We start from the raw sequence: 26,064 nt of genomic DNA, 5'->3' as shown, positions 1-26,064 counted from the left end.
AAACCCGCGCTGCTCATGTGCATTACTTGCTGGCGGCGCGGGTTTCACCCGCCCTGCAAATTTTCTAATGATCCGATTAATTCTTGCCCGTACTTCCAAACCCACCTTCACCACGTTTACTCTCGCCAAACTCTTCGACGATGTTAAAGCCTACTTGCAGCACTGGCACAATGATCAATTGGGCTAAACGCTCCATAGGGTTGAGTGTGAAGGCGTTTTGACCACGATTCCATGTCGACACCATTAATTGGCCTTGGTAATCGGAATCGATCAAGCCAACCAAGTTACCGAGCACGATGCCGTTCTTGTGGCCCATGCCGCTGCGTGGCAAGATCATGGCGGCGTAGCCTGGGTCGCCGATATGAATCGCTAAGCCGGTTGGAATCAAGACGGTTTCGCCTGGTTGTATAGTGATTGCTTCGTCTATGCAAGCACGTAGATCAAGGCCCGCGCTGCCCGGCGTGCCGTAGGCAGGGAGTTGGTCTTTCATACGAGGGTCAAGGATTTTTAGGTCTATGTTTTTCATGTTGTTTCAGTTCGTTTGAATTCTTTTCGCGATTTCGGAGACGAGTTGATTCGCCAAGGTCTTCTTATCCGCCTTAGCCAAAGCCTGATGCCCGTTCGCATCAAACAACACCAACTCATTCTCGTCTTTGCCAAAAGTTTGGTGGCCGATATTGCCGACTAAGAGTGGGATGTTTTTCTTGATGCGTTTGGCGGTGCCGTATTCGAGCAGGTTTTCTGATTCTGCTGCGAAGCCTACGCAGTAGGGCGCTTTTGCTAACGCGGCGACGCTGGCGAGGATGTCTGGGTTTTGGGCGAATTGTAGTTGTGGCGTGTCGCTCTCATTGGTCTTCTTGATTTTTTGATCGCTGGCATTCGCTACGCGCCAATCGGCTACCGCCGCTACGGCGATGAAAATATCTTGCGTGCTCACCTGTGCCATCACCGCATCGTGCATCTGCTGGGCGGTTTGTACTTGTTGGCGTTGTACTCCGTAAGGGGCGTCTAAGGCGGTTGGGCCAGAGACTAGTGTGACGTGCGCGCCAGCTTCCCATGCTGCTTGTGCGATGGCATAGCCCATTTTGCCGGACGATAAATTGGTGATGCCACGTACGGGGTCGATAGGTTCAAAGGTTGGGCCAGCGGTGACTAAAACGCGCTTGCCTGCCAATGATTTCTTTTGAAATGCCGCTTCGAGTTCCGACAAAATTTGCGCTGGTTCTAACATGCGGCCCATGCCAACTTCGCCACAGGCTTGTTCGCCAGCGGCTGGGCCGAAGACTTGGATACCGTCCTGTTTAACTTGTTCCACATTGCGTTGCGTCGCCGAGTTGCTCCACATCTCTACGTTCATCGCTGGAGCAATGAATAAAGGTAAGTGAGCAGGGCGAGCGATGCAGAGTGTCGACAGTAAATCGTCGCAAGCGCCATGCGCCAATTTGTAGATGAAATTCGTGCTGCATGGCGCGATCAAGATGGCATCAGCATCGCGTGTGAGATCGATATGCGGCATGTTGTTGGCGATGCGCGCATCCCACTGGTCGGTGTAAACCGTGTTGCCCGACAAGGCTTGCATCGTCACTGGTGTAATAAACTGTGTAGCACTTTGTGTCATCACAACTTGCACCGTCGCGCCGAGTTTGACTAGCGAGCGGCAGAGGTCGGCGACCTTGTAGCAGGCTACGCCACCAGTCAAGCCAAGAACGATTTTTTTACCAGCGAGTCGGGAAGCCATGATTGTTTCCTTATTTTTTTACGCGTCGTAATTCATCGAGAATAAACAAAGCTGCTCCTAAACAGATCGCGCTGTCGGCTAAGTTGAAAGCAGCAAAGTGGTAAGTTTCTTTATAATGGAAATCAAGAAAGTCGATGACGTGACCATACAGCACGCGGTCAATCACATTGCCTATCGCGCCGCCCATAATTAAAGACAGTGACCAGCAGAAAAGTTTTTCTGTGGCGTTCTTTCTCAGCAAATAGGTGATAACGATAGAAGCAATGACACCAATCGCCGTGAACATATAACGTTGCCAGCCACCTTCTGTCGCTAAGAAACTAAAAGCTGCGCCTTTGTTGTAAGCCAGTGTTAAGTTGAAGAAAGACGTGACAGGATAGATCTCAGCAAATTGAAACGAACGTTCGATTGTAATCTTAGTGATCTGGTCGAGCAGAATCACAATTGCTGAAATCCCGAGCCAAACCGCCCAGTTACCACCAGAAGATTTTGGTTTGCTTGAGAAAGTATTGGTTTTTTTCGTCGCCATATTGTTTTCGGTTTTGTTATTAACGCCCTTCACCGGATGGGGAGAAGGGCAACTGGTTGCCGTCAATCCTGCCTGCGCAGGAATAACGAACGTTTAAGCAAACTTACGTTTTTCACCTGCGCCAAACAAATTGCTATTGCAACGGCCGCACAATGTTGGGTGTTCAGCATTGACGCCGACATCCGCGCGATAGTGCCAGCAGCGTTCGCATTTTTGATATTTAGATGCGTTCACCACAACCGTTTCTTCGCCTTCGCTCGCGACTTGTTCGACGCTTGCTGCAGAAGTGATCAAGGCAAATTTCAAATCATCTTCAAGGCTACTCAATACGCCAAATTTATCGCCACTCGCTTTGATTACCACTTCGGCTTGCAAGGAGGAACCAATCGCACCAGAAACACGTACTTCTTCTAACTGTTTGGTCACATCTGCACGTACTGCACGCAAGCTTGCGTACTTCGCTTCCAAGGCTTCGCTGTTGGCGATGACGGGCAACTCGTAGTAAGTTTGTGTGAAGATGGTTTCGTCGCTGCCGGCGAAGGCTTCTGCACTCGCAAAACTTTGCCATGCTTCTTCTGCTGTGAACGACAAGGTTGGTGCCATCAAACGTAACAAGCTTTGTGTGATGTGCCAGATCGCGGTTTGTGCAGAGCGACGTGCAAACGATGTTGTGCCGCTGGTGTACAAACGATCTTTCAAAATGTCGAGGTAGAAACCGCCCAAATCTTCAGAGCAGAAAGATTGCAATTTACTGATCACAGGGTGGAATTCAAAAGCGTCGTAATGCGCCAAGATCTCTTTCTGCAATGCGGCTGTGTGCGCGATCGCGTATTGGTCGATCTCGAGTAAATCATTGGTTGCAACCGCATCTTTGCTAAAGTCGAAGTCGGACGTGTTCGCTAACAAGAAGCGCAGTGTGTTACGGATACGGCGATAGGCTTCCGTCACGCGTTTTAAGATTTCATCAGAGATCGAGAGTTCGCCAGAGTAGTCTGTCGATGCTACCCACAAACGCAAGATGTCAGCACCCAAAGTGTCGAACACTTTTTGTGGTGCGATCACATTGCCTTTGGATTTCGACATTTTCTTGCCTTCGCCGTCGACCACGAAACCGTGTGTCAACAAAGCTTTGTAAGGCGCATGGCCGTCGAGCATAGAGGCCGTCAATAAAGATGAGTGGAACCAGCCGCGATGTTGATCGGAACCTTCGAGGTAGAGATCGGCAGGGTAGGCGGATTGTTCTTTGTGCGAGCCGCGCAAGACGGTGAAATGCGTGGCACCGGAGTCGAACCACACGTCTAAGGTGTCGCGATTTTTTTCATACTGTGCAGCTTCATCGCCGATCAATTCTTCGACGGTGATATTTTGCCAGGCTTCGATACCTTCTTTTTCGACGCGTTTTGCAATGACCTCTAACAACTCTGGTGTGCGTGGGTGGATTTGGCCAGTTTCTTTATGTAAGAGAAAGGCCATAGGCACGCCCCATTGACGTTGACGTGATAATGTCCAGTCAGGACGATTGGCGATCATGCCATGCAAACGTGCTTTACCCCATGATGGGTAGAACGCGGTTTGCTCGATCGCTGCCAAGGCAGTTTCGCGCAAACTCGCGCCGCCTGCTTTAGGCGTGTTGTCCATACTCGCAAACCACTGAGACGTCGCACGATAAATGATCGGCGTTTTATGGCGCCAGCAGTGCATGTAGCTGTGGTCAAACATCTTCAATGAGAACAGCGTTCCGGCTTCGCGCAATTTGTCGCAGATCGGTTTCGATGCTTCCCAGATCGTCATGCCAGCAAAGAACGGTAACCAAGATGCATAACGGCCATCACCCATCACTGGGTTAAGCATGTCGTCATCTTTCATGCCATGCGCTTTGCAGGACAAAAAGTCTTCGATACCATAAGACGGAGCGGAGTGAACCACGCCAGTACCGGTTTCAGTGCTGACGTAGTCGCCCAAGTACACGGGCGACATGCGATCAAAACCTTCGTGCGTAGACGCCAAAGGATGTTTGAATTTGACCAGCGATAAAGCTTCGCCCAAGCAAGTGGCGATGATTTCTGGTTGCAAGTTCCAGTTGGTGAAAGCCGCTTCAACCAAATCTTTCGCCATCAAGATCAAGCATGGCTCACCATCACGCTCGGTTTTGACCAAGGCGTAAGTGATTTCTGGATGCATGTTCAAGGCTTGGTTGGATGGGATGGTCCACGGTGTAGTGGTCCAGATCACGCAATAACCTTTGTCGAGTGGCAGTTTGTCTAAGCCGAAGGCTTTGGCGATTTTGGCGTTTTCTTCACCGCCTACAAATGGAAAACCTACATCGATCGATGGATCGCGTTTGTTTTCGTATTCGACTTCCGCTTCTGCCAAAGCGGAGCCGCAATCAAAACACCAGTTGACGGGTTTCAAGCCACGGTAGACATAACCTTTGTCGAACAACTGACCGAGGGCACGGATCTCATCGGCTTCGTTACCGAAAGCCATGGTCTTATACGGATTATCCCATTCGCCCAATACACCCAAACGAATGAAGTCAGCCTTTTGACGTTCGATTTGTTCTTCTGCATACGCACGCGCTTTGGCCTGTACTTCAGCGACCGGCAAATTTTTGCCATACAGTTTTTCGATTTGGATCTCGATCGGCATGCCGTGGCAATCCCAACCTGGCACGTAAGGCGCATCAAAGCCGCCCAAGGTGCGCGCCTTGATGATCATATCTTTCAAGATTTTATTGACCGCATGACCGATGTGGATGTCACCGTTGGCATATGGAGGACCATCGTGCAAGATGAATTTTGGGCGGCCTTTGGACGCTTTGCGCACGCGTTCGTAAATTTTCTTTTCTTGCCAGCTCTTCACCCATTGTGGTTCGCGCTTGGCGAGATCGCCGCGCATAGGGAATGGGGTTTCCGTCATGTTGACTGGGTACTTACTTGCAGGTTTTGCGGATTCTTTTTTTGCTTGCTTATCGTTAGACATAGTCGTTTCGCTTCAATTTGAAATCTAAAATCGGTATAAAAATAGGGGAGAGGGAGGACGCTGGGCGTCCTTCAAATTCGGTCTGTAGCAGAGCCATGGCGCTGCTTGAAATAGCTACGCGCTTGATCGGCATCGCGGTTGATCGCTTCAGTTAAGGTCGGTAAATCGACATACTTTTCTTCGTCGCGCAGCTTCTTTAAAAACTCGACGTGAATGATCTTGCCATAGGCGTCGACCTTGTGATCGAGTATATGCGTTTCGAGTAAGACGCGGCCGCTATCGTCAACCGTCGGGCGTACACCCATGCTGGCGACAGCAGGTAAGGGCTGTTCACGCAAGCCATGTACTTGCACCACAAAGATTCCCATCACAGCAGGTTTGTGATGCGCAATGCGTAAGTTCAAGGTCGGGAAGCCCAAGGTGCGACCGAGTTTTTGACCATGAATCACATGACCAGAAATTTGATAAGGGCGACCGAGCAATTCCTCAACATGTTCGAAATCGCCAGCGTCTAATGCGGCACGCACTGCCGATGAGGAAACGCGCACGCCTTGCTTGGCGACTGTTTCCATCGCTTGTACTTCAAAGCCGTAACGCTTACCCGCTTCGATTAAGGTGTAGATGTCACCCGCCCGTTTGGCGCCGAAGCGGAAGTCGTCGCCGACCATTACCCACTTGACGTGCATGCCATCGACCAAAATTTGTTTGATGAAATCATCGGGGCTTAAAGCAGCAAATTGTGCGTTGAAATGCTCGACGATGACTCGGTCAACCCCAGCACGATCCAACGCCGATAAATTGTCGCGCAGGTTGGCGATGCGGCTCGGGGCTTTTGACAGGTCGCCCATCAGTTGCGCGAAGAAAGCACGTGGATGCGGCTCAAAGCTCATGACGGCGGCGTCAATCCCAAGGCGAGTGGCAGCCGTGCGCAACTCAGACAGCAAAGCTTGGTGTCCTAAATGTACGCCATCAAAATTGCCTATTGCCAGAGCGCAAGGCGCACGTGAGGCAGCATTGGGTAGACCGCGAAAAACCTTCATACCATGTTGTTCTTTATAAAATTAAATGGGCGTTCGCTGGAAAAGCGTAGCGCCGATCAACATTTGCGTTGTTTAAACTTGCGTCTTTTACCATTTTTTTGAGTGTTCTTTAGCTCTGCAGATAGCGCTTAATTGGGGGCTAATCGTCGCTAATGAAAGTACTATTGGCAAAAACCTTTGATTATAAAGGCTTTTCACTCTATAAATGGCCGTTTTTGCGGCGCAAAATACGGTCTAGTTCATGTTGTACTCGGCTTTGCATTTGGAATCAGAGTAATTGCAGTAATTTGTGTTGAAAATGAGTGGAGTTGTCTACTTTTGGCTTGTTTTAAAGCTTTTCTTCCATTTCTGTAGGAGTTCGCGTAACGCCTCAGGTTTATTGATAGGTGGCGCCATATCTGCTTGATTTTTCGTATTGATGCCGTGGCAGGCCGCGCAAGTACGAATTTCCCCGGCTTTGAAGCTGACCCAGTTTCTCTCGCGGACGATGGGAGTGCCTTGTGCATCGGTCGTTTGCCAACTCAAGGCACGTTCGGCGGGGACGAAAGCCGCCGTCGAGCCGTCCTTAGCGATGATCACACTACTTTTCACTTGGTCTGAGCTGATGTTTATACTGGAAAAATCTTGGATAGGCTGGGCTAAATGGCGTCGGCCTGGCCGATCTGCATAGGCCCGTACTTGTTCCGCTTGAACAATTTGGAAATGGCTGATGTCGTAAACTTTTGCTGAAGCTTGGGTCATTGAAATTGTTTGTTTTCCGCCTGTCACCTTGAGGTTAAACGGTTGTTGCAGATCAGCGCGGTCGCGGCTGGTTTGATCGCGCGTGATGATCAATGCGAGTTTGTTTTCGGTGAGCCAAGAAATGAGTTCATCTTCTTTAACTTTCTCTTCCTCAAAAATCTGTTTCTCGGGCAGTTCTAAAGTACTGCGGATGCTGTGAACACGTGGGCGTGGACGTACTTCCACCGCTTCGGTCTCCCATAGTTCACCCTTGAATTGCACGATTTCTTTACCATTCCACCAGCTTAATTTTTTGTGGAAACCAGGACTGAGGAATTTGTCGGGATGATACAGACCATCGCCCTGATCAACACGCAACAAACGCAGCCTTAGATTCTTTAAGCGTTGTCCAGCCTCAGGCGGAAGTTGATCCGAGCTATGAGATGCAATGAGTTGGCCATTGGAAAGCGGAAGTGGATTGCGCATGCGGCCTTCTTTGAGACTGTCATTGCTGGCAATCGGTGTCACTGCAAGAATCGCTATGCGCTCCGGATTGTCGCTTGGTGCAGCTCTAAATTTGACGATACTATCGGTGGCGAACGAAGCCGATTCACGCGCTTTGACCGCAAAATATTCGCCAGCTTGTAGGGGGTTTTCACGGATTTGAAATAGTCCGCCTTCGCGTTTAATGCTTAATTGATTTGTATGGAACGATGTTTGATTCTTGCGACCTAATGCTGGGTCGTCGTTGAAGCTAGCTAACATCGCACCGAAGCTCACTTCATGTAGTCCTAGATGATTGATGGTTTCTTCATTTCCACCGTCTTGATCAATTTGCCAAACGCCAAAAAAGTTATTGCGATAAGGATTCACATAACCGTATCGACTTTGACTGCCAACCCGAGATTCGGGAAACTGTTCATCACGATGACCTAAATCGCGTGCATTTCCGTCTTCACTACTGTAGTTAAATGACCGGAACGGTAGCTGCACGCCGTTGCGGTTTGCATCACGATCTCGATCTGCCAGTTGATCTTGCTGTAAATGGTCCCAGCGCGTAAAAATGACGCGCCCGAAGCGATCGATCAAAGGTTGGAAGGCGCCACTGGGCGTATGACTGAGTATTTGTAACTTGCCATTTTTTGGATCTAGCTTCCAGATGCCCGAAGTGCTGGGAGTAGCTTCGTATTCATCAAGCTGCGGATAGAGATGCGTGGCGCCGTTACGTGGACGGTCTGAAGTGAAAATAATATTGTCGTCGGCATCGTAAATGGGCGATAGGTTGTTAAAGCGCTTATCTTGATTTGGTACAGGCTTGATCTCCGCCTTTTGTGTTTTACCAAGCCCCGTCACTTCGTATAGTTGCCAGCGTTGTTGATCAATTGCTTGCCCTTGTTTAGGCGAGCCGAGTAACATGCTGAAGATCGCTTTTTCGCCAGACCAATGCACGCTAGGTTCTCGAACGGCGATCGATTTATCTCCTTGAACTCCCTCGTTGCCGTAGCCCGCTTCGTGGGTGAGATTTCGCACGTTGCCATTGGGGTAGCGGATGATCAAATCGCCGCCGCGTGGTACATGGGCAGGTGTTGTTAAGTGATTGGCGAATGCCGAGAAACGCGTATTGTTGTCATGTTCGGGGGGCACTTGGGTTACAAATAGAAGCGGAAAGTCACCAGTATTTAACTGAGTCTTAACAACTTTCACGTACTGTTCCGCTTGTGCGGTGCGACCCTTGCTATCGACCACACGTAATGTGAACATGCCATCACTTCGCATCTGGCGTTTTAACTCTGCTTCGGAATTGACGGAAGTATCGTTCAGCCAAACCTGCTTCGCTGCTTGAGTTTTCCAGCGAATGGTGAGCTCTTCTCCTTCGCCGACATACTTGCTGGAAACGGTAAAGTACTCGATGAGATTGGTTTGTTCCTGCTGTGGGCGGCAAGCTGTACTGGTGCAAAGCAGCACGTAAATCAAGAACAAGGATAGGTAGCGCATGTTAATTTCTGATTGTTGAGTAATGCAACAAAATAAAGCCTGATAAGGTTGCATGAAGGCTTCATGCTGCATTCGGGGATCAAACCCCGTCGTGGTGGGATATCTTACTTGAAATTTTCACCAAATTAGGTCAATCTTAAGCGAGCGTGAATGTGATTGATGGATGTGAGAGATTTTATTGCAGCGCATCACTTGATTCGCATGACACTAGTTAAAATTGAGACGAAAAACTGAGACGAAAAACTGAGACGAAAAAATGAGTTATTTCCAATTTTTGAAAGCAGCATCTAAGTCCAGAAAAGTGCGAGTATTTGGAACTGGTATGAGTGCAGTCTTAGCGGCTGCGATTGTTGTTGCTTGCGGTGGTTCTGGCGGGACGAGTACTTCATCGAGCAATAATAACGGCAATACAGGTGGTACGACGCCAGGAGGTACAACCGGAACAGGTACGGGAAATACGGCTGTTGTCGGACCTCCGTGGTTAAGCTATGGTGGAAATGCCCAACATGAAGCCTTGTCAGCGGTTGCCACACAGAGTTTCGGCAAAATTGCTTGGCAAGCGCCGGTGGATTTAGCACCACAATATTCAACCCAAGGTTATTTACTGGTGCATTATGGCTCTCCGGTGATAACCGCCAAAAACACGGTGATCTTGCCTGTGAAAACTGCTGCAGGTTTGAGTTACAGGTTTGAGGCGCGCAATGGGAATACGGGAGATTTGATTTGGTCAGAGACTACCGACTATATTATGCCCAGTCATCGTTGGACACCGACCTATAACGTTACGATCGCACCGAACAATCGCGTTTATGCGGCGGGTGCTGGCGGCAAAGTTTTGTATCGTGATGATGCCGACGATAAAAATGGCACCTTAAAATCTTTGGTCTTTTATGGTGATACGAACTACACCGCAAACAAGGTGGCGCTTGATGCAGCGATCATCATTAATACGCCTATCACGGCAGATGCAAACAATAATATTTACTTTGGATTTACTGCCACGCCGGAGAATCCGGCTGGCTTGATTAGCGGTGTTGCCCGTATTGGCGCGGATGGCAAAGGCAGCTGGGTGTCAACTGCAAAGATCACTGGTAATTCAAATATTTCCAAGGCCGCGACCAATTCTTCGATCGCTGTTTCGCGTGATCAAAAAACAATTTACGTCGTCACCAACAATAACTTCTTGGCTAACACTCGACAAACAGGTTATTTGTTGGCTCTAGATAGCGCAAGCCTGGCACTCAAGAGTAGCGTGCAATTAATCGATCCATTCGAAAAAGGACCTGCCAATGTTTCTGACGATAGCACTGCATCACCTTTAGTCGGCCCCGATGACGATGTGTATATCGGGGTACTGGAGAAAACTTATGGTTCGCATAATGCTCGCGGATGGTTGTTGCATTTCAACGCGGATCTCTCCCAGACTAAAATTCCCGGTTCATTTGGTTGGGATGACACGCCATCGATTGTCCCGGCAAACTTGATTCCGTCATATACCGGAACTTCGAAGTATTTGTTGATGGTTAAATACAATAATTACGAAAGAGCAGGCTCCGGCGATGGCTCCAATCAAATCGCCATCATCGATCCCAATACCGAGGCTGATGACAAGATTTCACCGATCAAATCGATGAAAGAAGTGTTGACCATGCTTGGACCAACGCCAGATCCAGCAGTGCCAGGCGGCTTTATTGAATGGTGCGTCAATACCGCGGCGGTCGACCCTTTTACCAAATCGGTGATTGTGAATAGTGAAGATGGCAATCTCTATCGTTGGGATCTCACGACCAACAAACTCACCGAGAAGATTCGATTAACTAGTGGGCTAGGCGAATCCTATACGCCGACCGCGATCGGTCCTGACGGTAAAGTTTATGCAATTAATAACGCTGTTTTGTTCGCAGTAGGGAAGTAAGCTCTGGTTTAATGGTTGAACACCGCTTGAATTTGGCTGGGAAGAGACATTTCTTCTCAGCCATTTTTTTTGAAATGCGGTATGCTAAGGACATGCAGCGATAAGCGCTCTCGCTTTTCGTGCATCCTCTTGATTGAATTCAAGTTCAGAGAGTAAATACATGTTTAGAGAACCTGGTTCTTCCTTATTTCATGTTCCCACAGGCTCCCATGAGTTGCGCTTGTCTGAATTGATCAGTGCCTTGAGCCATGCTTTAGATATCACCGAAGGACAGCCCGCAGGGCATTGTATTCGTTGTTGTTGGATCGGTATGCATATCGGTCGCGAGTTACAGCTTCCTGAAAACCAGTTATGGGATTTGTACTACACCCTGCTCTTGAAAGATCTCGGTTGTAGCAGCAACGCTGCGCGTATTTGCGAGCTGTATCTCACTGATGACTTACATTTCAAACGCGATTTCAAAACAGTTGGCGATAGCTTGCCTCAGGTCTTACATTTTGTTTTGAAACACACCGGTTTAAAAGCGGGTTTGTCGGAACGCTTCCGCAGCGTGCTGACGATCTTGCGCGATGGTCGCAATATTGCGCAGGAGTTGATTGCAACGCGCTGTCAACGCGGTGCTGAAATTGCCCGGTTGTTACGCTTTGATGAAGAAGTGGCTCGTGGTATTTATCATCTTGACGAGCACTACAATGGTCAAGGTCGCCCAGACGGTTTGCGTGGCGATGCTATTCCTGTGTTTTCGCGCATTGCTCTGTTGTCGCAGGTGATCGACGTCTTTCATACGGCCGATGGCCCCGGTGCGGCAATCGAAGAAATTCGGTCTCGTACTCAGCAATGGTTTGATCCTGTCTTGGTCGAAGCGTTTGAACGAGTGGCGCAAAAGCATGAGTTTTGGCGTATCTTAGCGTCGGATGAAGTCACGCAAGAAGTTCTTAATTTAGAGCCAAGCGGTCATGTGGTGCCGCTCGATGATGATTATCTCGATGACATTGCGGCAGCTTTCGGACAAGTGGTTGATTCCAAGAGCCCATACACCAGCGGCCATAGTGAACGTGTTGCTCTCTACACCGACATGATTGCCGAAGCATTAGATCTGCCAATGGAGCGCAGACGTTGGCTAAAACGGGGTGCCTTGTTGCATGACGTAGGGAAGCTGGGCGTAAGTAATAGCGTGCTCGATAAGGCAGGTAAGCTCGACATTTCGGAATGGGAAGAAGTGAAGATGCACGCGGCATACACCGAAACCATTTTGTCTCGCGTCAACGCTTTTTCAGAGTTAGCCAAAGTCGCGGCTGCACACCATGAGAAGCTTGATGGTACTGGTTATCCACGCGGTTTGAAGGGCGATGAAATTTCGCTGGAAACACGCATCATTACCACCGCAGATATTTTTGACGCGATTACGGCAGAACGCCCGTATCGTGGTGCGATTCCGATTCCTAAGACTTTAGAAATGATGGCGGAGAATTTGCACACGGCGATCGATGTGCGTTGTTTTGAAGCCTTGAAACTAGCCATTGCAAAATTGGGGTAGCAAAGACCTTACGTCACGATGCCACCCCATTCTTCCTCTTAAATTTGTACCCTGGTACCGAGCTCGATGACGCAGTTATTCGGTAAGTGGAAGAAATCTGCCACGCTACGTGAGTTACGCGACATCAACGCAAACAGCAGCTCACGCCAATGCGCCATGCCTGTACCTTTGGTCGGTACCACAATTTCTCGGCTCAAGAAATACGATGTTTCAAATAGGTTGATATCTAAGCCTTGGGTGTGGCACATACCGAGTGCTTTCGGAATATCGGGTGTATTCTTAAAGCCATAATTGATCGTCACGCGCCAGAAACCTGCAACTAGCGGCGTCACTTGCAATCGTTCTTCAAACGGAATCCAAGGCACATCATGGAACACCACGGTCAAAATCACATTGCGTTCGTGTAAAACTTGGTTATGTTTGAGGTTGTGCATCAGCGCTTGCGGCACCGTGTCTGGGTTTGCGACTGCATAGACCGCAGTGCGTGCGGCACGATGCATACTATCGCCTGATAATGCAGTAATGAATGGTAGAAGTTCCGGATCATCTTGACGGATGTGGTTGATCAAGAGTTCGCGACCACGACGCCAGGTTGCCATGATCATAAAAATGGTTGCGCCGAGTGCGAGAGGGAACCAGCCGCCTTCGAATATTTTGAATGAGCAGGACACAACCAACAGTGCGTCGAAAACCAAGAATACACTAGTCGCACCAATTGCCAGTGGCAAGGGATACTTCCAACCATGGCGCACGACGAAAAAGGTGAGAAGTGTGGTGATTAACATCGTTACTGTGACTGCAATACCGTAGGCGCCAGCCATAGCAGAAGAACTACCAAAACCCAATACCGCCAGTAAAACACCAACGAGTAGCATCCAATTCACACTAGGGATATAGATTTGGCCTACTTCTTTAACGGAGGTGAAATGCACTTGCATACGAGGCAATAAGCCTAACTGCATCGCTTGCTTCGTCATCGAATACGCGCCTGAAATCACAGCTTGTGAAGCGATAATCGTTGCAACGGTCGCCAAAATCACGGCGGGTACCATCAATTCATTCGGAAATAAATGGAAGAAAGGGTTGTCGAGAGCAGAAGCGTCACGCATGAGCAAAGCACCTTGTCCCATGTAATTTAAAGCTAACGCAGGCATGACCATGCCAGTCCACGCTAAACGTATTGGTTGTTTACCAAAGTGGCCCATGTCGGCATACAAGGCTTCTGCACCCGTGAATGCCAGCACAATGGCACCGATGACGACGAATACATGTCCACCTTGGGCATGCAAGAAAACGATGGCATTGAGTGGGTTGAGTGCAGCTAAAATTGCTGGTTGTTTAGCGATTTCAATGACGCCAGTAAAGCCCAGCACACCAAACCAAATGACAATGATAGGCCCAAACATTTTGCCAACGACCGAGGTGCCATGCTTTTGCACTGCAAAGAGGGCAATCAAGATGCCGATGGAGATAGGAAGAATGTACGGTTTGAAATTCGGAGAGATCACTTCTAACCCCTCGACCGCACTTAATACCGACATCGCCGGTGTGATGACACTATCACCATAGAATAAAGCGGCACCTAATACACCCGTCAACAATAAGGCGATGCGTTTGCCGTGGGTAGTGCCAGCGGCTTTGGCAGCTAGGGCAGTCAAGGCCATAATGCCACCTTCACCGCGGTTGTCTGCGCGTAAGATAAGCATCACATATTTGAGTGTGACCACCATCATCAAGCCCCAAAAAATGACAGATACCGCGCCAATAAGATGCGCGTTATCGAGCGGTACGCCTGTGGCAGGGCTAAAAATTTCCTTCATGGTGTACAAAGGACTGGTGCCGATGTCACCGTAGACAACACCAAGTGCGCCCAAGGTCAGGGCGGCGACGCTTTCGCGTTGTGAATCTGTGCTCATAATCTTTTCAATCAAAGTCAACGAGCCCAAACTATAAACAAGCGCGTATTAGGAAAGCATATGGAAGGCCCAAATCTTGAACGAGCCTCGATTCTTCCTCACAAAGCTATTCAGTCACCAGACGATAGCCGACGCCTGTTTCGGTCAATAAGTAGCGTGGTTCGGCAGGTTGATCTTCAATTTTGGCCCGCAATTGACCCATATACAGACGTAAGTAATGGGTGTGGTCGATAAATTCTTCGCCCCAGACATCGACCAATAATTGACGATGCGTGACTACTTTGCCCGCACTGCGGACCAAACGTGCCATGAGATTATATTCCGTGGGTGTTAAGTGGAGCTCCTGCCCTTTGAGTGTGATGCGGTGTGCACTGAGGTCAATCTTGAGTTGATCTACCTCCAGCAGGGTTTGCGCCACACCAATCACGGTTCCACGATGACGTAAAGCGACACGAATTCGTGCCAATAACTCTTGTACGCCAAAGGGTTTGCTCAAATAGTCGTCTGCTCCTGCATCTAAAAGGCGAATTTTCTGTGCTTCTTGGTCACGCGCCGAAATGATAATGATGGGTAAATTCTGTTCTTTACGAACACTGTGTACTAACTCAGCACCGTCACCATCGGGCAGACCGAGGTCGAGAATGAGTAAGTCGGGTTTCGCATGGTTGAGTATTCGTTGCGCCTCGGCGATCGACACCGCAGTGAGAACTTCAAAGCCTTCGACTTCAAGGCTGCTTTTCACCAAAGCCCGAATCTCTTTATCGTCCTCTACGACTAAAACACGAATCACTTTGTTTCCTCATTGAATTCTGAAATGCGATGGCTCATCTCGGTGTTGCTGACGGGTAGTTTGACAACAAAATTGCTACCGCCTGTTTGGCGTGCCTTCACGGTTAAGTCGCCGCCATGCGCACGGGCAATGGCGCGGCATACCGCCAAACCTAATCCTGCACCGCGTTGTGAGGATTGATCATGTTGTCGCGAGTGCGTGTAGGCCTCAAAGATACTTTCACGTTCTTGTTGTGGAATGCCTGGGCCCAAGTCTTTGATGCAGATCTGCAATAGCTTAGGCTGGGTAAGTTCCACACTCAGTGTAACTTTATCTTCACTGTACTTTAGCGCATTGTCGATCAAGTTGCTGAGCAGTTGAGCGATCAAAACTGCATCGACTTGTATCAATGGGAGGTCTGTCGCGATTTGATAGCGAATGCGATTACCGGTATGCCTTTGTTTTATCCTTTGCAGTACCGAACCGACAATTTCTTCCATCGATTCCCAATCGGTGCGTAGATTCGGCTGTGCTTGTTTCAGTCTAACCAGTTGCAAAGTATTTTCGGTGATGGTGCCGAGGTAATTAGTCTCGTCGACGATACTATTGAGTAAGCGAGCTTGTTCTTCTGTGCTGAGTTTATCCGCTTGCGTTTGCAGTGCAGATGCGGCGCCGAGAACCACCGCAAGCGGCGTACGTAGGTCGTGCGATATCGCTGACAAAAACATGGTTTGCAGTTGTTGTCGTTCAATCTCTTGATTCGCATGGTTGATTTTCTGGCTCAAATGCAAGCGTCGTAAGCCTTGCGCACTAAGGCTACATAGCGCTGCTGCGTGCTCTCGACCCGCATGGTCGTCGAGCGCGACATCCTGTATGCAGGCAGCACCAAAAATTTCCTGTTCACCAATTGGAACAAACCAATGCTCAAGTTCGTTCCAGCGACCAGTGCCTGAACCTATGATCTTTTGTTCCTTGATGCAGGCTTCCAAGCCATCATTGATGACTTGTGGTAGCGCTTCATGTGCGTTCAATTGTCCGAGAAAACGCAAGTGGGTTGTGTAAGAAAATGCGGTTTCGAAAGCTAACTTAGTCATCTGCTGTGCTTGCTCTATCGATGCTGCGTTTGACAGCGAGATAGCGAAGGACTGTAACTGTCGCGCTCGAAGCTCATTGCGCTTAGCCGTCATGCTTTCATCTTTCAGACGCGCCACTAAGCTATTCACAATTAAGGCCACGATCAACAAGGCTCCTAAAGCGATTAGATGCTCTTTTCCTTCTACGTGAAAAGTAAAGCGTGGCGGTACAAAGAAGTAGTTGAGGCAGGCAACGGCCAAGAATGCACAGAGTATCGATTTATTGCGTGACAAGGTATATGCGGCGATCACCACCACAATCACATAGATCATGGTTAACCCAAGCAAACTCACATAAGCATCGACTGCGGCGGCAAAAGCACTACCGACCACTAATAAGATTAGCAGGGTAGTCCATTGTTTGGCTCGTTGGAACAGACTCGGTTGCATGGGCTCGGGCAATAAAACGGATCGAAAATACGTTTGATCAGCTTAGCACAGGCGATATCAGGAAGTCATAAGGATCGCAAAAGGAGACTAGTTATCGCTGTATAGCAAATAGATCGATGTGATCGACACCCGACTCTTCAAAAGCGTTCATCACACCATGAATATCGTCTCCAAATTGACTAAGTTCCCCACTTGGGTTGATGACACTCAAGTTATACCCAAGTGAGCACAGGAATTGAAGGTAAGTAATACCATCGACTCCACTGATACTCGGCATAGCGGTTGGCGAAAATTCGCTAACGATCATGGGCTTAAATTTTCGTATTAATTGCTCAGCACCTAAGAGTGCTCTATATTCCGCACCTTCAACATCGATCTTAATGAAATCAATTCCTTCGTCGAATTCTTTTAAACTATCTATCTTGAAAGCTGGCACGGTGTTGGATCGCAACAATATCTCCATTTCTTCGCTGAGTCCCGAGGTTGTGCCATTGCTGTAAGAGGTGTTCATCGCCAGCAAGCTGGCTGTATCGCTTGCCGCAATTTGCATGATGGAGATGTTGGAGAATTGGTTGCTGGATTTGCTTGCCTGTAGAAGCCGGCAATTGTTCATATTAGGTTCGATGGAGAACACTTTGCCATTTTCCCCGACAATTGACGACGACAACAAAGAGAAATAGCCGATATTCGCACCTATATCGAGTACTCTCATGCCCGGTTTTAAGTGAGTTCGAAACAACTTGGCCACGTGCGGCTCATAAGCGCCATGGGCGACATGAGACCCGACCGCTTGATCTTGGGTATCGACATAAATCTTAAACGTGCCAGTGTCGATGAATGCCAGTTCACCTGTTTGCGGTTTAAACAGATTACGGTTCTGAAATTCCATTGATTGCACGTAAGACTTGACCACCTCGGTCAGTTCGATTCCTGCCATGCCTGAATGTCCCTTACATTCTTCAGGATTTGGATTGCGCCCAAGTATCAATCTAAAACAATAAAAAATATCTTTGAGGTCTGCGACATGAGAAAACTCACCTGATGTGTAAAGTTGTTCTAGTGTTTCAACTTGGTTTGGGCGTTTTTTTAAAAAAAGCATTGAATTCGAATGAGGTTAAGTGGCGTGCCGCTCGTCATGAGTCATGAACGCGATAAAAAATAGTCTCGTAAAAAAAGATGCCACATTTAACAATGTGGCATCGAATTATACGGCTGTTATGGATGGATAAAAGACAATCGTTTATCAAATACAGAAATTTCTTTTTACCTGTATCGCTTGATCCCTAATGGAACATCTACTGAAAATTGGCAGCGGTGGTATTGGCCTCTTTGAGTTTGAATATGCTACCCCCATGTGTGCCTGTACCATTCTCAGTTGATACTCCAAACATACTGCAACTTAGCCCATGATTTTTCGGGAACGCCGTCGACTGTACCAGGTTTGAATTTGCATAAACTCAAGCCTTGGATGGCTGCTTTGTCGAGTGCGCGTGAGCCACTGGTTTTCTCAACCTTAGTCTCCATCACATGCCCATCCGTACCGATTAACATGGCTAAGTGCACCGTACCTTCTTCTCCCGCACGTAATGAGTTTGCTGGGTATTCGGGTTTGTCGCAGGCCTTTGCGTCCACGTTAGCCGCGATGTGAATCGGGGCATGCGTTGTGGGTGGCGTTACATTTTCTCCTCCTTCTGTCCTTTCAAAATCACGCTTGCTTGGCGCAGCATTAGTTACGGTGGTAATGACATCATTCGTTGTTGTCGGTTGCGTAGAAATTTCTGGTGGAGGAATAAAGTCTTGTACAGGCATGGTCTTGTCTACCCGCTGCTCAATTTTTGGCTCTGGCGGTGTTGGTGGTTCAGGCTCAGTGAGCTGAACAATATCAACGATATGCCTATCTGGACGATTAATGACGTGTACTGCCTGCATCGCTACCCACAATAAAATGGCGTGCGCACCTACGGCTACGGCGAGTGAAGGCAATTTGCTTTTTGCTTGATGTGGGTGGGTGTGAAAGTCCATGATTCTCTCCTCGATAAAAAGTGGCATCCAAAATCGGGCGTGGCTAACGCGAAGAGTTCGTGTTGCATCGCGTTGGAATCATAATATGCTAGTTGATAGCAAAAATAAAGTAATTTTTATGGCAGTTTTTAATTCTTTTTGATTTCACTTATTTTGCCTGACGACCTTTGCTCTTTGCTACTGAGTCTTATTTTTCAATCTTCATTGAAAAAAATCTTTAAATTCAATGATTTAACACAGACTATGAGGACTCGTATTTGGGGTGTGATTGTTGTACACTGTTGTTGGATTGCTGAAATTATTGCTACTCAATAGCAATTTAATTTTCGGTTTACTGATTAATTCATATGCTAGTACTAGTAAGTGACTTTCTTTGGAGTAGTTTTAATGACAACAGATAGCAAAATTCGTGTTTTATTGGCCGACGATCATCCCATCGTGATGAAAGGTTTTGCCATGTCATTGGAAGCCGACGGAATGGTGGCAGTAGGACAGGTGAAGAGTCCACAAGAAGCGGTGGAGCAATTCGCCGCTTTGAAGCCCGATGTCTTGGTGATGGATATCCGTTTTGGCGCTGAGTTAACGGGTTTGGATGCCGCGAAGCAGATTTTGCAGAAGACGCCGCATGCCAACATTGTGTTTTTGAGCCAGTTTGATCAGGACGCATTAATCAAGGAAACCTACCGTATTGGCGCACGTGCTTTCGTCACTAAAGATTGCGATCCAGCTGATTTGGCGATGGCAGTGCAAAGGGCGAGTGAGGCAGAGCTGTATTTCATGCCAAGTATTGCCGAACGTTTGGCAAATCTTTCCGTACGTGGCGATCCTTCACCGCAAACTTTGCTCGATGAACGTAGCCTGCAAATTTTTACATTAATGGCAGAAGGTTTAACGAACGTCGAGATTGCAGAGAAACTCGATCTTTCGCAAAAAACCATCAGTAACATCAGTCAATCAGTGAAAGAAAAGTTGGGTATTCATCGCCCCGCCTTGATTACTAAACTGGCAGTCAAACATGGCTTGATTGAGCCTTAAGATGAAAAAACTGTCTTCCCGCTGGCAAGGAGCGCTGGGCGGTTTGTCGTGGCAACATTGGAGCATACGGCAACGCCTACTGTTGATCGCGATTTTTCCGATCGCGTATCTGTTCTTTTCTATGGTTTCTTATTCGTATTACGCTCGATTTAAAGAGGTGCACGAAGACTTAGAAAGTCGCGCAACCACCGTCTCAACGGCGCTGGCCGAGGGCTTGGAGTTTCATTTGGTGGCGAATAACACGCAAGGTTTGCGCCAAATGATTTACGGTGTGATCAATTCGGATCGAAATATTTATCGTATCGAAGTGTTGGACAGCGCCAAGAAGGAAATTACCCATGTTGAAAATGTGGGCAAAGCGCAACCAGAGCCACGGTACACGGAGTTACCCATTCAAAGGCAAGTTGTTTGGGCAAATATCGTGATTGATACGCAGGCCGGTCAAAACCGCATGACATCGCCTGGAAACTCTACTGAGCGTGCCAAGCAAGTTCTTGGTTATGTGCGAGTAACAATGACGCACGATTATCTATTATCCAAGCAAAAGGTGCGCTTTGGCGTTGAACTATTAATGTCGATGTTGGCGTTGGCGATCAGTGCCTGTCTTGCTTGGTATCTTTCAGTCAGCCTTACAGCACCGTTGCGCCAATCGATCGAGAGTTTGCGGACCATACGTTCCGGTCGTTTTGATCAAAAATTAGAGATCAGCACCGGAGGGGAAGTCGGCGAGCTCCAACATTCGATTAATGAGATGGCTGATGGCTTGCATCAGGCTCAGCAGCATTTGGAAGCGAAAGTAGAAGAACGTACCCGTGAATTGAATCAATCGCGTAATGAAGCTTTGAAAGCCGATGCGGAAAAGCGTAGGCTGATTCATAAAGTGAATACCATCGTTGAGGCCGAGCGCCAAAGTATTGCGGTCGAAATTCATGACGAGTTAAATGCATCGCTGATTGCCGTACGTTTAGAGTCAGAGCGAATCGCACGTATTGCCTCGAAAGCAGAGATGGAAGGCAATCTACAAGCCTATGCGGAAATTCAAACACGAGCGAAAGCGGTGGTCGATATGGCGCTGAGTCTGTATGCCAATGGCCGTAACTTGGTTCGACGTTTGCGCCCGGAAGTCTTGGAAGTGATGGGTTTGCAAGGGGCGATTGAAGAAATGCTGCGCCTGTATAACGATAGTCGCGATAGTCGCGATGGTGTCGATGCTGTACCGGTTTGCCATTTTGAGTTTGTGGCCAACGGTGAATTTACTAATCTTCATCCAGAGATTGCCATTTCGGCCTATCGCATCGTGCAAGAGGCTTGCTCCAACATCATTAAACACGCACAAGCACAACATGCGCGGATCAGCATTTCTTTAGAGCCTGTTCCTCCGGCAGGTGGAGTTGCAGGTTTGTTTATCGAAGTGCATGACGATGGTGTTGGTTTCGATACAGAACAGGCGAGTGCGGGCATAGGCTTGAGCGGCATGCGCGAACGGGTTGCGGTTATCAATGGACGCTTCGACCTGAGCTCTAGCCCGGGGGCAGGATGCCAATTACATATTTTCTTACCGTTGAACCTTGAGATTTAGGGCTCAATGGAAAATCGTTTTGTATCAAAGTGTTCAATAATTGTGAGCAAATGCTTAATCAAACTGCGCGGGCTCGAGGCAAAACAGCGCAGATTCGGCTGTTTTTTGCTCTTAAATGCAGTCAAATGCATGAACTTTGCCGATTTGTCGTTGTCTAGATCATGTATTGACGCCTAAGGCCGTAAAAAACGCTGTTTTTCAGGGATGAGTCCTGCTGTTTCCTTGAACAAGTAGTGGTATGCTTTCGAAATGAATGAAGGCAAGTGATGCGTAATCCTTGCAAGACTATTCGTGTTTAGCGTGCTAATTTGCACAAAATTGTCGTAATACAAATACGAATAATTGGAGATAAAAGATGAAAAAGACTTTGTTGAGTATTGCCCTTGGCTTGGTAATCAGCACCCATTTCGCGACAGCGCAACCAGGCCCGGCAGTCAGCACCGCCAAAGCTCCCATCCAACTAACGGAATTCAAACCATTACCGCAACAAATTCAAGCCGCCAACATGACGGCGGAATTTCTCACACGCTTCCATTACAAAGCGACGCCTCTTGATGATGCAATGTCTGAGAAAATTTTTGATCGCTACCTGAAGTCTTTGGACGCCGATCGTGTGTTCTTCCTCCAAAGCGACATTGATCAATTTAATGCAGCACGGACCAAATTAGATGACGCGATTTTGGGTCAAGATCTCACGATCCCATTTGCGATGTTCAACCTCTATCAAAAGCGTTTTAAAGAACGTTTGACATTCGCTAGCGATGTGTTGAAGAGTGATTTCGATTTCAGTGAAAAAGAATCCTATTTTTATCAACGCGAAAAAGCGCCATGGCCTAAGGACGATGCTGCGATGCGCGACTTATGGCGTCAGCGTGTGAAGAATGATTGGTTGCGTTTGAAACTAGCCGGTAAAGAAACTGAAGCGATTCGCACGACTTTGGCAAAGCGTTACGAAACAACGTTAACGCGCATGAATAAATTGAAGAGTGAAGATGTTTTCCAACTCTTTATGAATGCCTATGCGATGTCGGTGGAGCCGCATACGAATTACTTAGGACCAAAAGCGGCAGAAGATTTTGATATCGCGATGCGTTTGTCCATGTCTGGTATCGGCGCCACTTTGCAAGATCGTGATGAGATGGCGACGATCCGTGAATTGGTACCTGGTAGCCCAGCGGCTTTGTCAGGTAAATTGAAAGTGGGTGATCGTATTGTAGGTGTTGGTCAAGGTGCAAATGCGACTCCAGTTGACGTGATGGGCTGGCGTTTGGATGATGTAGTCGCCCTAATTCGCGGTCCAAAAGATACGCCAGTGACCTTGGATGTGTTGCCGGCAGATGCGGGCCCAGATGGTAAGCACGTGACCATCGTATTGGTTCGTAACAAGATCACCCTAGAACAGCAAGCTGCTAAGAAATCGATACAAGAAGTGAAGACCGCTGATGGTACGCGCCGTATTGGTGTGATTGCATTGCCGACCTTCTACCAAGACTTCGATGCACGTCGTCGTGGCGACAAAGATTTTAAGAGCGCAACGCGCGACGTAGCGCGTTTGCTCGGCGAACTGAAGAAAGAAAAAGTTGATAGTGTGTTGATCGACTTACGCGATAACGGTGGCGGGTCTTTGAACGAAGCTGTTGAGTTGACCAGCTTATTCATTGGCAAAGGCCCAGTGGTGCAGCAGAAAAATGCGCAAGGCCGTGTCCATATCGAACGGGATGGCGCTGGTGTTATCGCTTGGGATGGCCCTATGGGCGTGATGATTAATCGTGGTTCTGCGTCTGCCTCTGAAATTTTTGCAGCAGCGATTCAAGATTATGGCCGTGGTTTGATTATTGGCGAAAATAGTTTTGGTAAAGGCACTGTGCAAACGGTGATCAGCCTTGATCAAATGGCGCGTAGCGAAAAACCGCAGTATGGTGATTTGAAAATGACAGTGGCGCAGTTCTTCCGCGTCAATGGTGGTACGACGCAATTGCGTGGTGTCAGCCCAGATATCGCCTATCCAACTTTTACCGATGCTGATAGCTATGGCGAGTCAAGCTATGACAATGCATTGCCGTGGGTACAAATCAAGCCAGCTGATTATCAAACAGTCGGTAATTTGAAAGACGTGCAAGCGATGCTGCAAGTTCGTCATGAAATGCGTATCGCTAAAGATAAAGAGTTTCAATTTATCAAAGAAGATATCGCAGAGTACAAACAGCAAAAAGAAAAGAAAGAGATTTCTTTGAATGAAGCTGAGCGTCGTGCTGAACGTGATGCCCGCGAAAAGAAAATTAAGGAGCGTGAAGAGTTCCGTGCGTCTTTAGAATGCAAAGACAAAAACAGCGACAAATGCCTGAAAGCGAAATCGAAGTTGAATAAGCAAGACGACGGTTTGCAAGGTAGTGAACGTAGCTTAGCAGCTGAATTGGCAGAAGAAAAAGCCAATAAAGAAGCGAAAGATGTGTATTTGATTGAAGCTGCCAACATCTTGAGCGATGAGATTGAGTTGATTAAAACTAATCAAAAAATTGCGGCACAAGTCATGCCGAAATTGGCTGCAAAAGCCAAAGAGATGCAATAAGTTTAGCTTCGCGCTATCGTAGCTTTTAGTTTTTTGTAGCACGCTTATTTGAGCCCTGCAGACCTCTGCGAGGGCTCAAGTTTTTTTAAGCTCTCACCATTTAATTGATCAATGATTCGTTCTTTCTTTCGCGCGCGATTGCTCGGCTTAGCCTTGTTGGCCGTTAGTAGTCATGTCGCTGCGCAAACTACAACACCGGCGTTCGCTGATAGTTTGGCGCAACGTGTCAAAGCCTGCGTCGCCTGTCATGGTGCCGAAGGGCGCTCTACCAGTGATGGATTTTATCCTCGGATTGCAGGTAAACCGGCCGGTTATTTGTACAACCAACTGATTAATTTCCGTCAAGCTAAGCGTACATATCCGATGATGACGTACATGGTGTCTCATATGTCGGATGCGTATCTGCAAGAAATCGCGAATTATTTTTCGGAACAAAATCCACCGTATGCTGCACCTCAGGCTAATAGTGTTCCCGCAGCGGTATTGGAACGAGGCAAAGCGCTCGTTCTAAAAGGTGAGACGTCGAAAGACCTACCGGCATGTGTCTCTTGTCATGGAGATAAAATGACCGGTGTCGCACCGTTTATTCCAGGTTTGCTGGGTTTGCCACGCGACTATTTGGTGTCTCAACTCGGTGCATGGCAAACCGGTAGCCGTCATGCGGCTGCGCCTGATTGTATGCAAAGTGTCGCGAAGAAACTCAGCGCGGAAGATATCTCCGCTGTGGCTTCTTGGTTGGCCTTGCAAAATATGCCATCCGATAGCAAAGCCGTATCAAAATCAAACGCGAATGATGCCGCAAGCTTCAAGCTGCCTTTGAGCTGTGGGAGTGTGCCGCGATGAGCAACCGAATGAGAATAAGTTTGTGGCGTGCATTGGCATCACTGCTGTGTTTGCTACTGTGTGTCGTACTCGCGCTAGCGGCATATGGTTATTGGGGACTTGATGAACGATCTTCCATGGCGGCTGATAGCTCTCCCTTGGGTAAAGAGGTTTCATTGGTTACCATTACCCAAGGCGCGTATCTCGCCAAGCAAGCCAATTGTATCGGCTGCCATACTGCACGTGGCGGAGCAGAGTATGCCGGTGGCCGGGTGCTGCAATCTGAGTTTGGAAATTTCGTTTCTCCGAATATCACACCAGACAAAAAGACGGGGATAGGAGAGTGGAGCGCAAACGATTTTTGGAATGCGCTACATAATGGTAAGGGTAAGCATGGACAACTACTTTACCCAGCGTTTCCATTTGTAAATTACACCCACATCACGCGGGCAGATTCCGATGCGATGTATGCCTACTTTCAAAGCGTGACACCTGTAGAACAGACAAACGCAGCACATGAGTTGGCCTTTCCTTACAACCAAAGAGCCGCCATTAGTTTGTGGCGCGCACTGTATTTCCGCCCAGGTGAGTTAAAACCAGAAACCACTCAAAGCTTAAGCTGGAATCGCGGTGCATATTTAGTACGAGGTTTAGGACACTGCTCTGCATGTCATAGCGCCCGCAATCAGTTTGGTGCGAATCAGGGCAGCGCTGATCTAAGTGGTGGTGAAATGGCCGGTATTCATTGGTACGCCCCTTCTTTAGTATCAAAAGAAGAATTGAATTTACCTGCCATGCCCGCAGCAGAATTGGACGCTTTGCTCAAACATGGGGCGAGTCAACAACGCGCAGTATTAGGGCCGATGGCCGAAGTGGTAAAGAATAGTTTGCAGCATTGGCAGGATAAGGATATCGCCGCCATGCGTGAATATTTGCAAGCAAAGAAGCAAATCGCTCGCGCCGATCAAGACATACTCGATCGTAGCCTGCAACGTCCGCAGGTCAGCAATGAAGAGTTGTCGCGGCTTTTGGAGCGTGGCCAGAAGATTTACGGTAGACATTGCGCCGAGTGCCATGGTCGTGATGGTGAGGGGAGAGTCGGCGTTTATCCGGCCTTGAAAGGCAATACGTCCTTGCAAATGCCTTCAGTGACAAACCCTGTGCGCATTATTTTGGTCGGCGGTTTTGCGCCTTCTACCGCAGCGAATAGCCGTCCATATGGCATGCCACCATTTGCCCCATTTCTTGACGACACAGAAGTTGCCCTGGTGATGACGTATATCCGAAACTCTTGGGGTAACAAAGGATCGGTGATTAGCCCGAGCGAGGTCAATCCTTATCGCACAGCGCCCTTGGATTAATGGAGTCCGCAA

The 26,064-nt window shown here is 48.2% G+C and carries 18 protein-coding genes; 7 read left to right on the top strand and 11 right to left on the bottom strand.

Annotated elements, in window-relative coordinates; genetic code table 11:
- Nucleotides 1–76: 76 nt before the first annotated feature.
- From dut to H8K36_RS04685, 6 genes are all read right to left on the bottom strand, one after another.
- The gene (dut, locus tag H8K36_RS04710) at nucleotides 77–526 is read right to left on the bottom strand and encodes a dUTP diphosphatase (protein WP_186914848.1); all 450 of its coding nucleotides are present in this window, start codon (nucleotides 524–526) and stop codon (nucleotides 77–79) included.
- A gap of 6 nt (nucleotides 527–532) precedes the next feature.
- Nucleotides 533–1,738 carry a bifunctional phosphopantothenoylcysteine decarboxylase/phosphopantothenate--cysteine ligase CoaBC gene (gene coaBC, locus H8K36_RS04705; RefSeq protein WP_186914849.1) on the bottom strand — a complete coding sequence of 402 codons (1,206 nt, stop codon included), beginning with the start codon at nucleotides 1,736–1,738 and terminating at the stop codon, nucleotides 533–535.
- A 10-nt stretch (nucleotides 1,739–1,748) separates the two neighbouring features.
- Entirely contained in the window at nucleotides 1,749–2,267 is a 519-nt protein-coding gene (gene lspA, locus H8K36_RS04700; RefSeq protein ID WP_186914850.1) for a signal peptidase II, read from the bottom strand.
- 93 nt (nucleotides 2,268–2,360) lie between these two features.
- Nucleotides 2,361–5,249: an isoleucine--tRNA ligase gene (ileS, locus tag H8K36_RS04695; protein ID WP_186914851.1), complete on the bottom strand. Its 2,889-nt coding sequence runs from the start codon at nucleotides 5,247–5,249 to the stop codon at nucleotides 2,361–2,363.
- A 71-nt stretch (nucleotides 5,250–5,320) separates the two neighbouring features.
- A complete protein-coding gene (locus H8K36_RS04690; RefSeq protein ID WP_186914852.1) occupies nucleotides 5,321–6,289 on the bottom strand; it encodes a bifunctional riboflavin kinase/FAD synthetase in 969 nt (322 codons plus the stop codon).
- Between the two features lie 312 nt (nucleotides 6,290–6,601).
- The gene (locus H8K36_RS04685; RefSeq protein ID WP_186914853.1) at nucleotides 6,602–9,004 is read right to left on the bottom strand and encodes an HzsA-related protein; all 2,403 of its coding nucleotides are present in this window, start codon (nucleotides 9,002–9,004) and stop codon (nucleotides 6,602–6,604) included.
- A 322-nt stretch (nucleotides 9,005–9,326) separates the two neighbouring features.
- Here H8K36_RS04685 and H8K36_RS04680 point away from each other — a divergent pair, with 322 nt between their 5' ends.
- A complete protein-coding gene (locus tag H8K36_RS04680) occupies nucleotides 9,327–10,919 on the top strand; it encodes a hypothetical protein (protein WP_186914854.1) in 1,593 nt (530 codons plus the stop codon).
- A 160-nt stretch (nucleotides 10,920–11,079) separates the two neighbouring features.
- Complete coding sequence (locus H8K36_RS04675) at nucleotides 11,080–12,456, top strand: HD-GYP domain-containing protein (RefSeq protein ID WP_186914855.1); 1,377 nt, start codon at nucleotides 11,080–11,082, stop codon at nucleotides 12,454–12,456.
- A gap of 38 nt (nucleotides 12,457–12,494) precedes the next feature.
- Here H8K36_RS04675 and H8K36_RS04670 read toward each other — a convergent pair whose 3' ends face one another.
- The 5 genes from H8K36_RS04670 to H8K36_RS04650 form a co-directional block, all read right to left on the bottom strand.
- Nucleotides 12,495–14,372, bottom strand: a complete 1,878-nt coding sequence (locus H8K36_RS04670) for a potassium transporter Kup (protein WP_186914856.1) — start codon at nucleotides 14,370–14,372, stop codon at nucleotides 12,495–12,497.
- A 106-nt stretch (nucleotides 14,373–14,478) separates the two neighbouring features.
- On the bottom strand, nucleotides 14,479–15,162 hold the full coding sequence (locus tag H8K36_RS04665) for a response regulator (RefSeq protein WP_186914857.1): 684 nt from the start codon (nucleotides 15,160–15,162) through the stop codon (nucleotides 14,479–14,481).
- Nucleotides 15,159–16,664 carry an ATP-binding protein gene (locus H8K36_RS04660; protein ID WP_186914858.1) on the bottom strand — a complete coding sequence of 502 codons (1,506 nt, stop codon included), beginning with the start codon at nucleotides 16,662–16,664 and terminating at the stop codon, nucleotides 15,159–15,161. Before H8K36_RS04660 ends, H8K36_RS04665 begins: the two co-directional genes overlap by 4 nt.
- A 91-nt stretch (nucleotides 16,665–16,755) precedes the next feature.
- Entirely contained in the window at nucleotides 16,756–17,601 is an 846-nt protein-coding gene (locus H8K36_RS04655) for an FkbM family methyltransferase (RefSeq protein ID WP_186914859.1), read from the bottom strand.
- Between the two features lie 434 nt (nucleotides 17,602–18,035).
- On the bottom strand, nucleotides 18,036–18,686 hold the full coding sequence (locus tag H8K36_RS04650) for an energy transducer TonB (protein WP_186914860.1): 651 nt from the start codon (nucleotides 18,684–18,686) through the stop codon (nucleotides 18,036–18,038).
- Between the two features lie 387 nt (nucleotides 18,687–19,073).
- On the opposite strand from H8K36_RS04650, the gene H8K36_RS04645 reads away from it, so the two are divergent.
- The 5 genes from H8K36_RS04645 to H8K36_RS04625 all read left to right on the top strand — a co-directional run bounded on the left by H8K36_RS04645 (nucleotide 19,074) and on the right by H8K36_RS04625 (nucleotide 26,052).
- Nucleotides 19,074–19,721, top strand: coding sequence for a response regulator transcription factor (locus H8K36_RS04645; RefSeq protein WP_186914861.1), 648 nt, complete (start codon nucleotides 19,074–19,076; stop codon nucleotides 19,719–19,721).
- 1 nt (nucleotide 19,722) lies between these two features.
- Nucleotides 19,723–21,300 (top strand): sensor histidine kinase, encoded by a 1,578-nt coding sequence (locus H8K36_RS04640; protein WP_186914862.1) that lies wholly within the window; start codon nucleotides 19,723–19,725, stop codon nucleotides 21,298–21,300.
- A 355-nt stretch (nucleotides 21,301–21,655) separates the two neighbouring features.
- A complete protein-coding gene (locus H8K36_RS04635) occupies nucleotides 21,656–23,869 on the top strand; it encodes a carboxy terminal-processing peptidase (protein ID WP_186914863.1) in 2,214 nt (737 codons plus the stop codon).
- A gap of 111 nt (nucleotides 23,870–23,980) precedes the next feature.
- On the top strand, nucleotides 23,981–24,712 hold the full coding sequence (locus H8K36_RS04630) for a c-type cytochrome (protein WP_186914864.1): 732 nt from the start codon (nucleotides 23,981–23,983) through the stop codon (nucleotides 24,710–24,712).
- Nucleotides 24,713–24,720: 8 nt separating this feature from the next.
- Nucleotides 24,721–26,052 (top strand): cytochrome c, encoded by a 1,332-nt coding sequence (locus H8K36_RS04625; protein WP_230404289.1) that lies wholly within the window; start codon nucleotides 24,721–24,723, stop codon nucleotides 26,050–26,052.
- The last annotated feature ends 12 nt before the right edge of the window (nucleotides 26,053–26,064 follow it).

The sequence above is a fragment of the Affinundibacterium nitidum genome (genome assembly GCF_014284155.1).
GTDB lineage: Bacteria > Pseudomonadota > Gammaproteobacteria > Burkholderiales > Burkholderiaceae_D > Undibacterium > Undibacterium nitidum.
The sequence above is the reverse complement of the archived record's forward strand: the minus strand, read 5'-3'. Positions and strand labels throughout refer to the sequence as shown.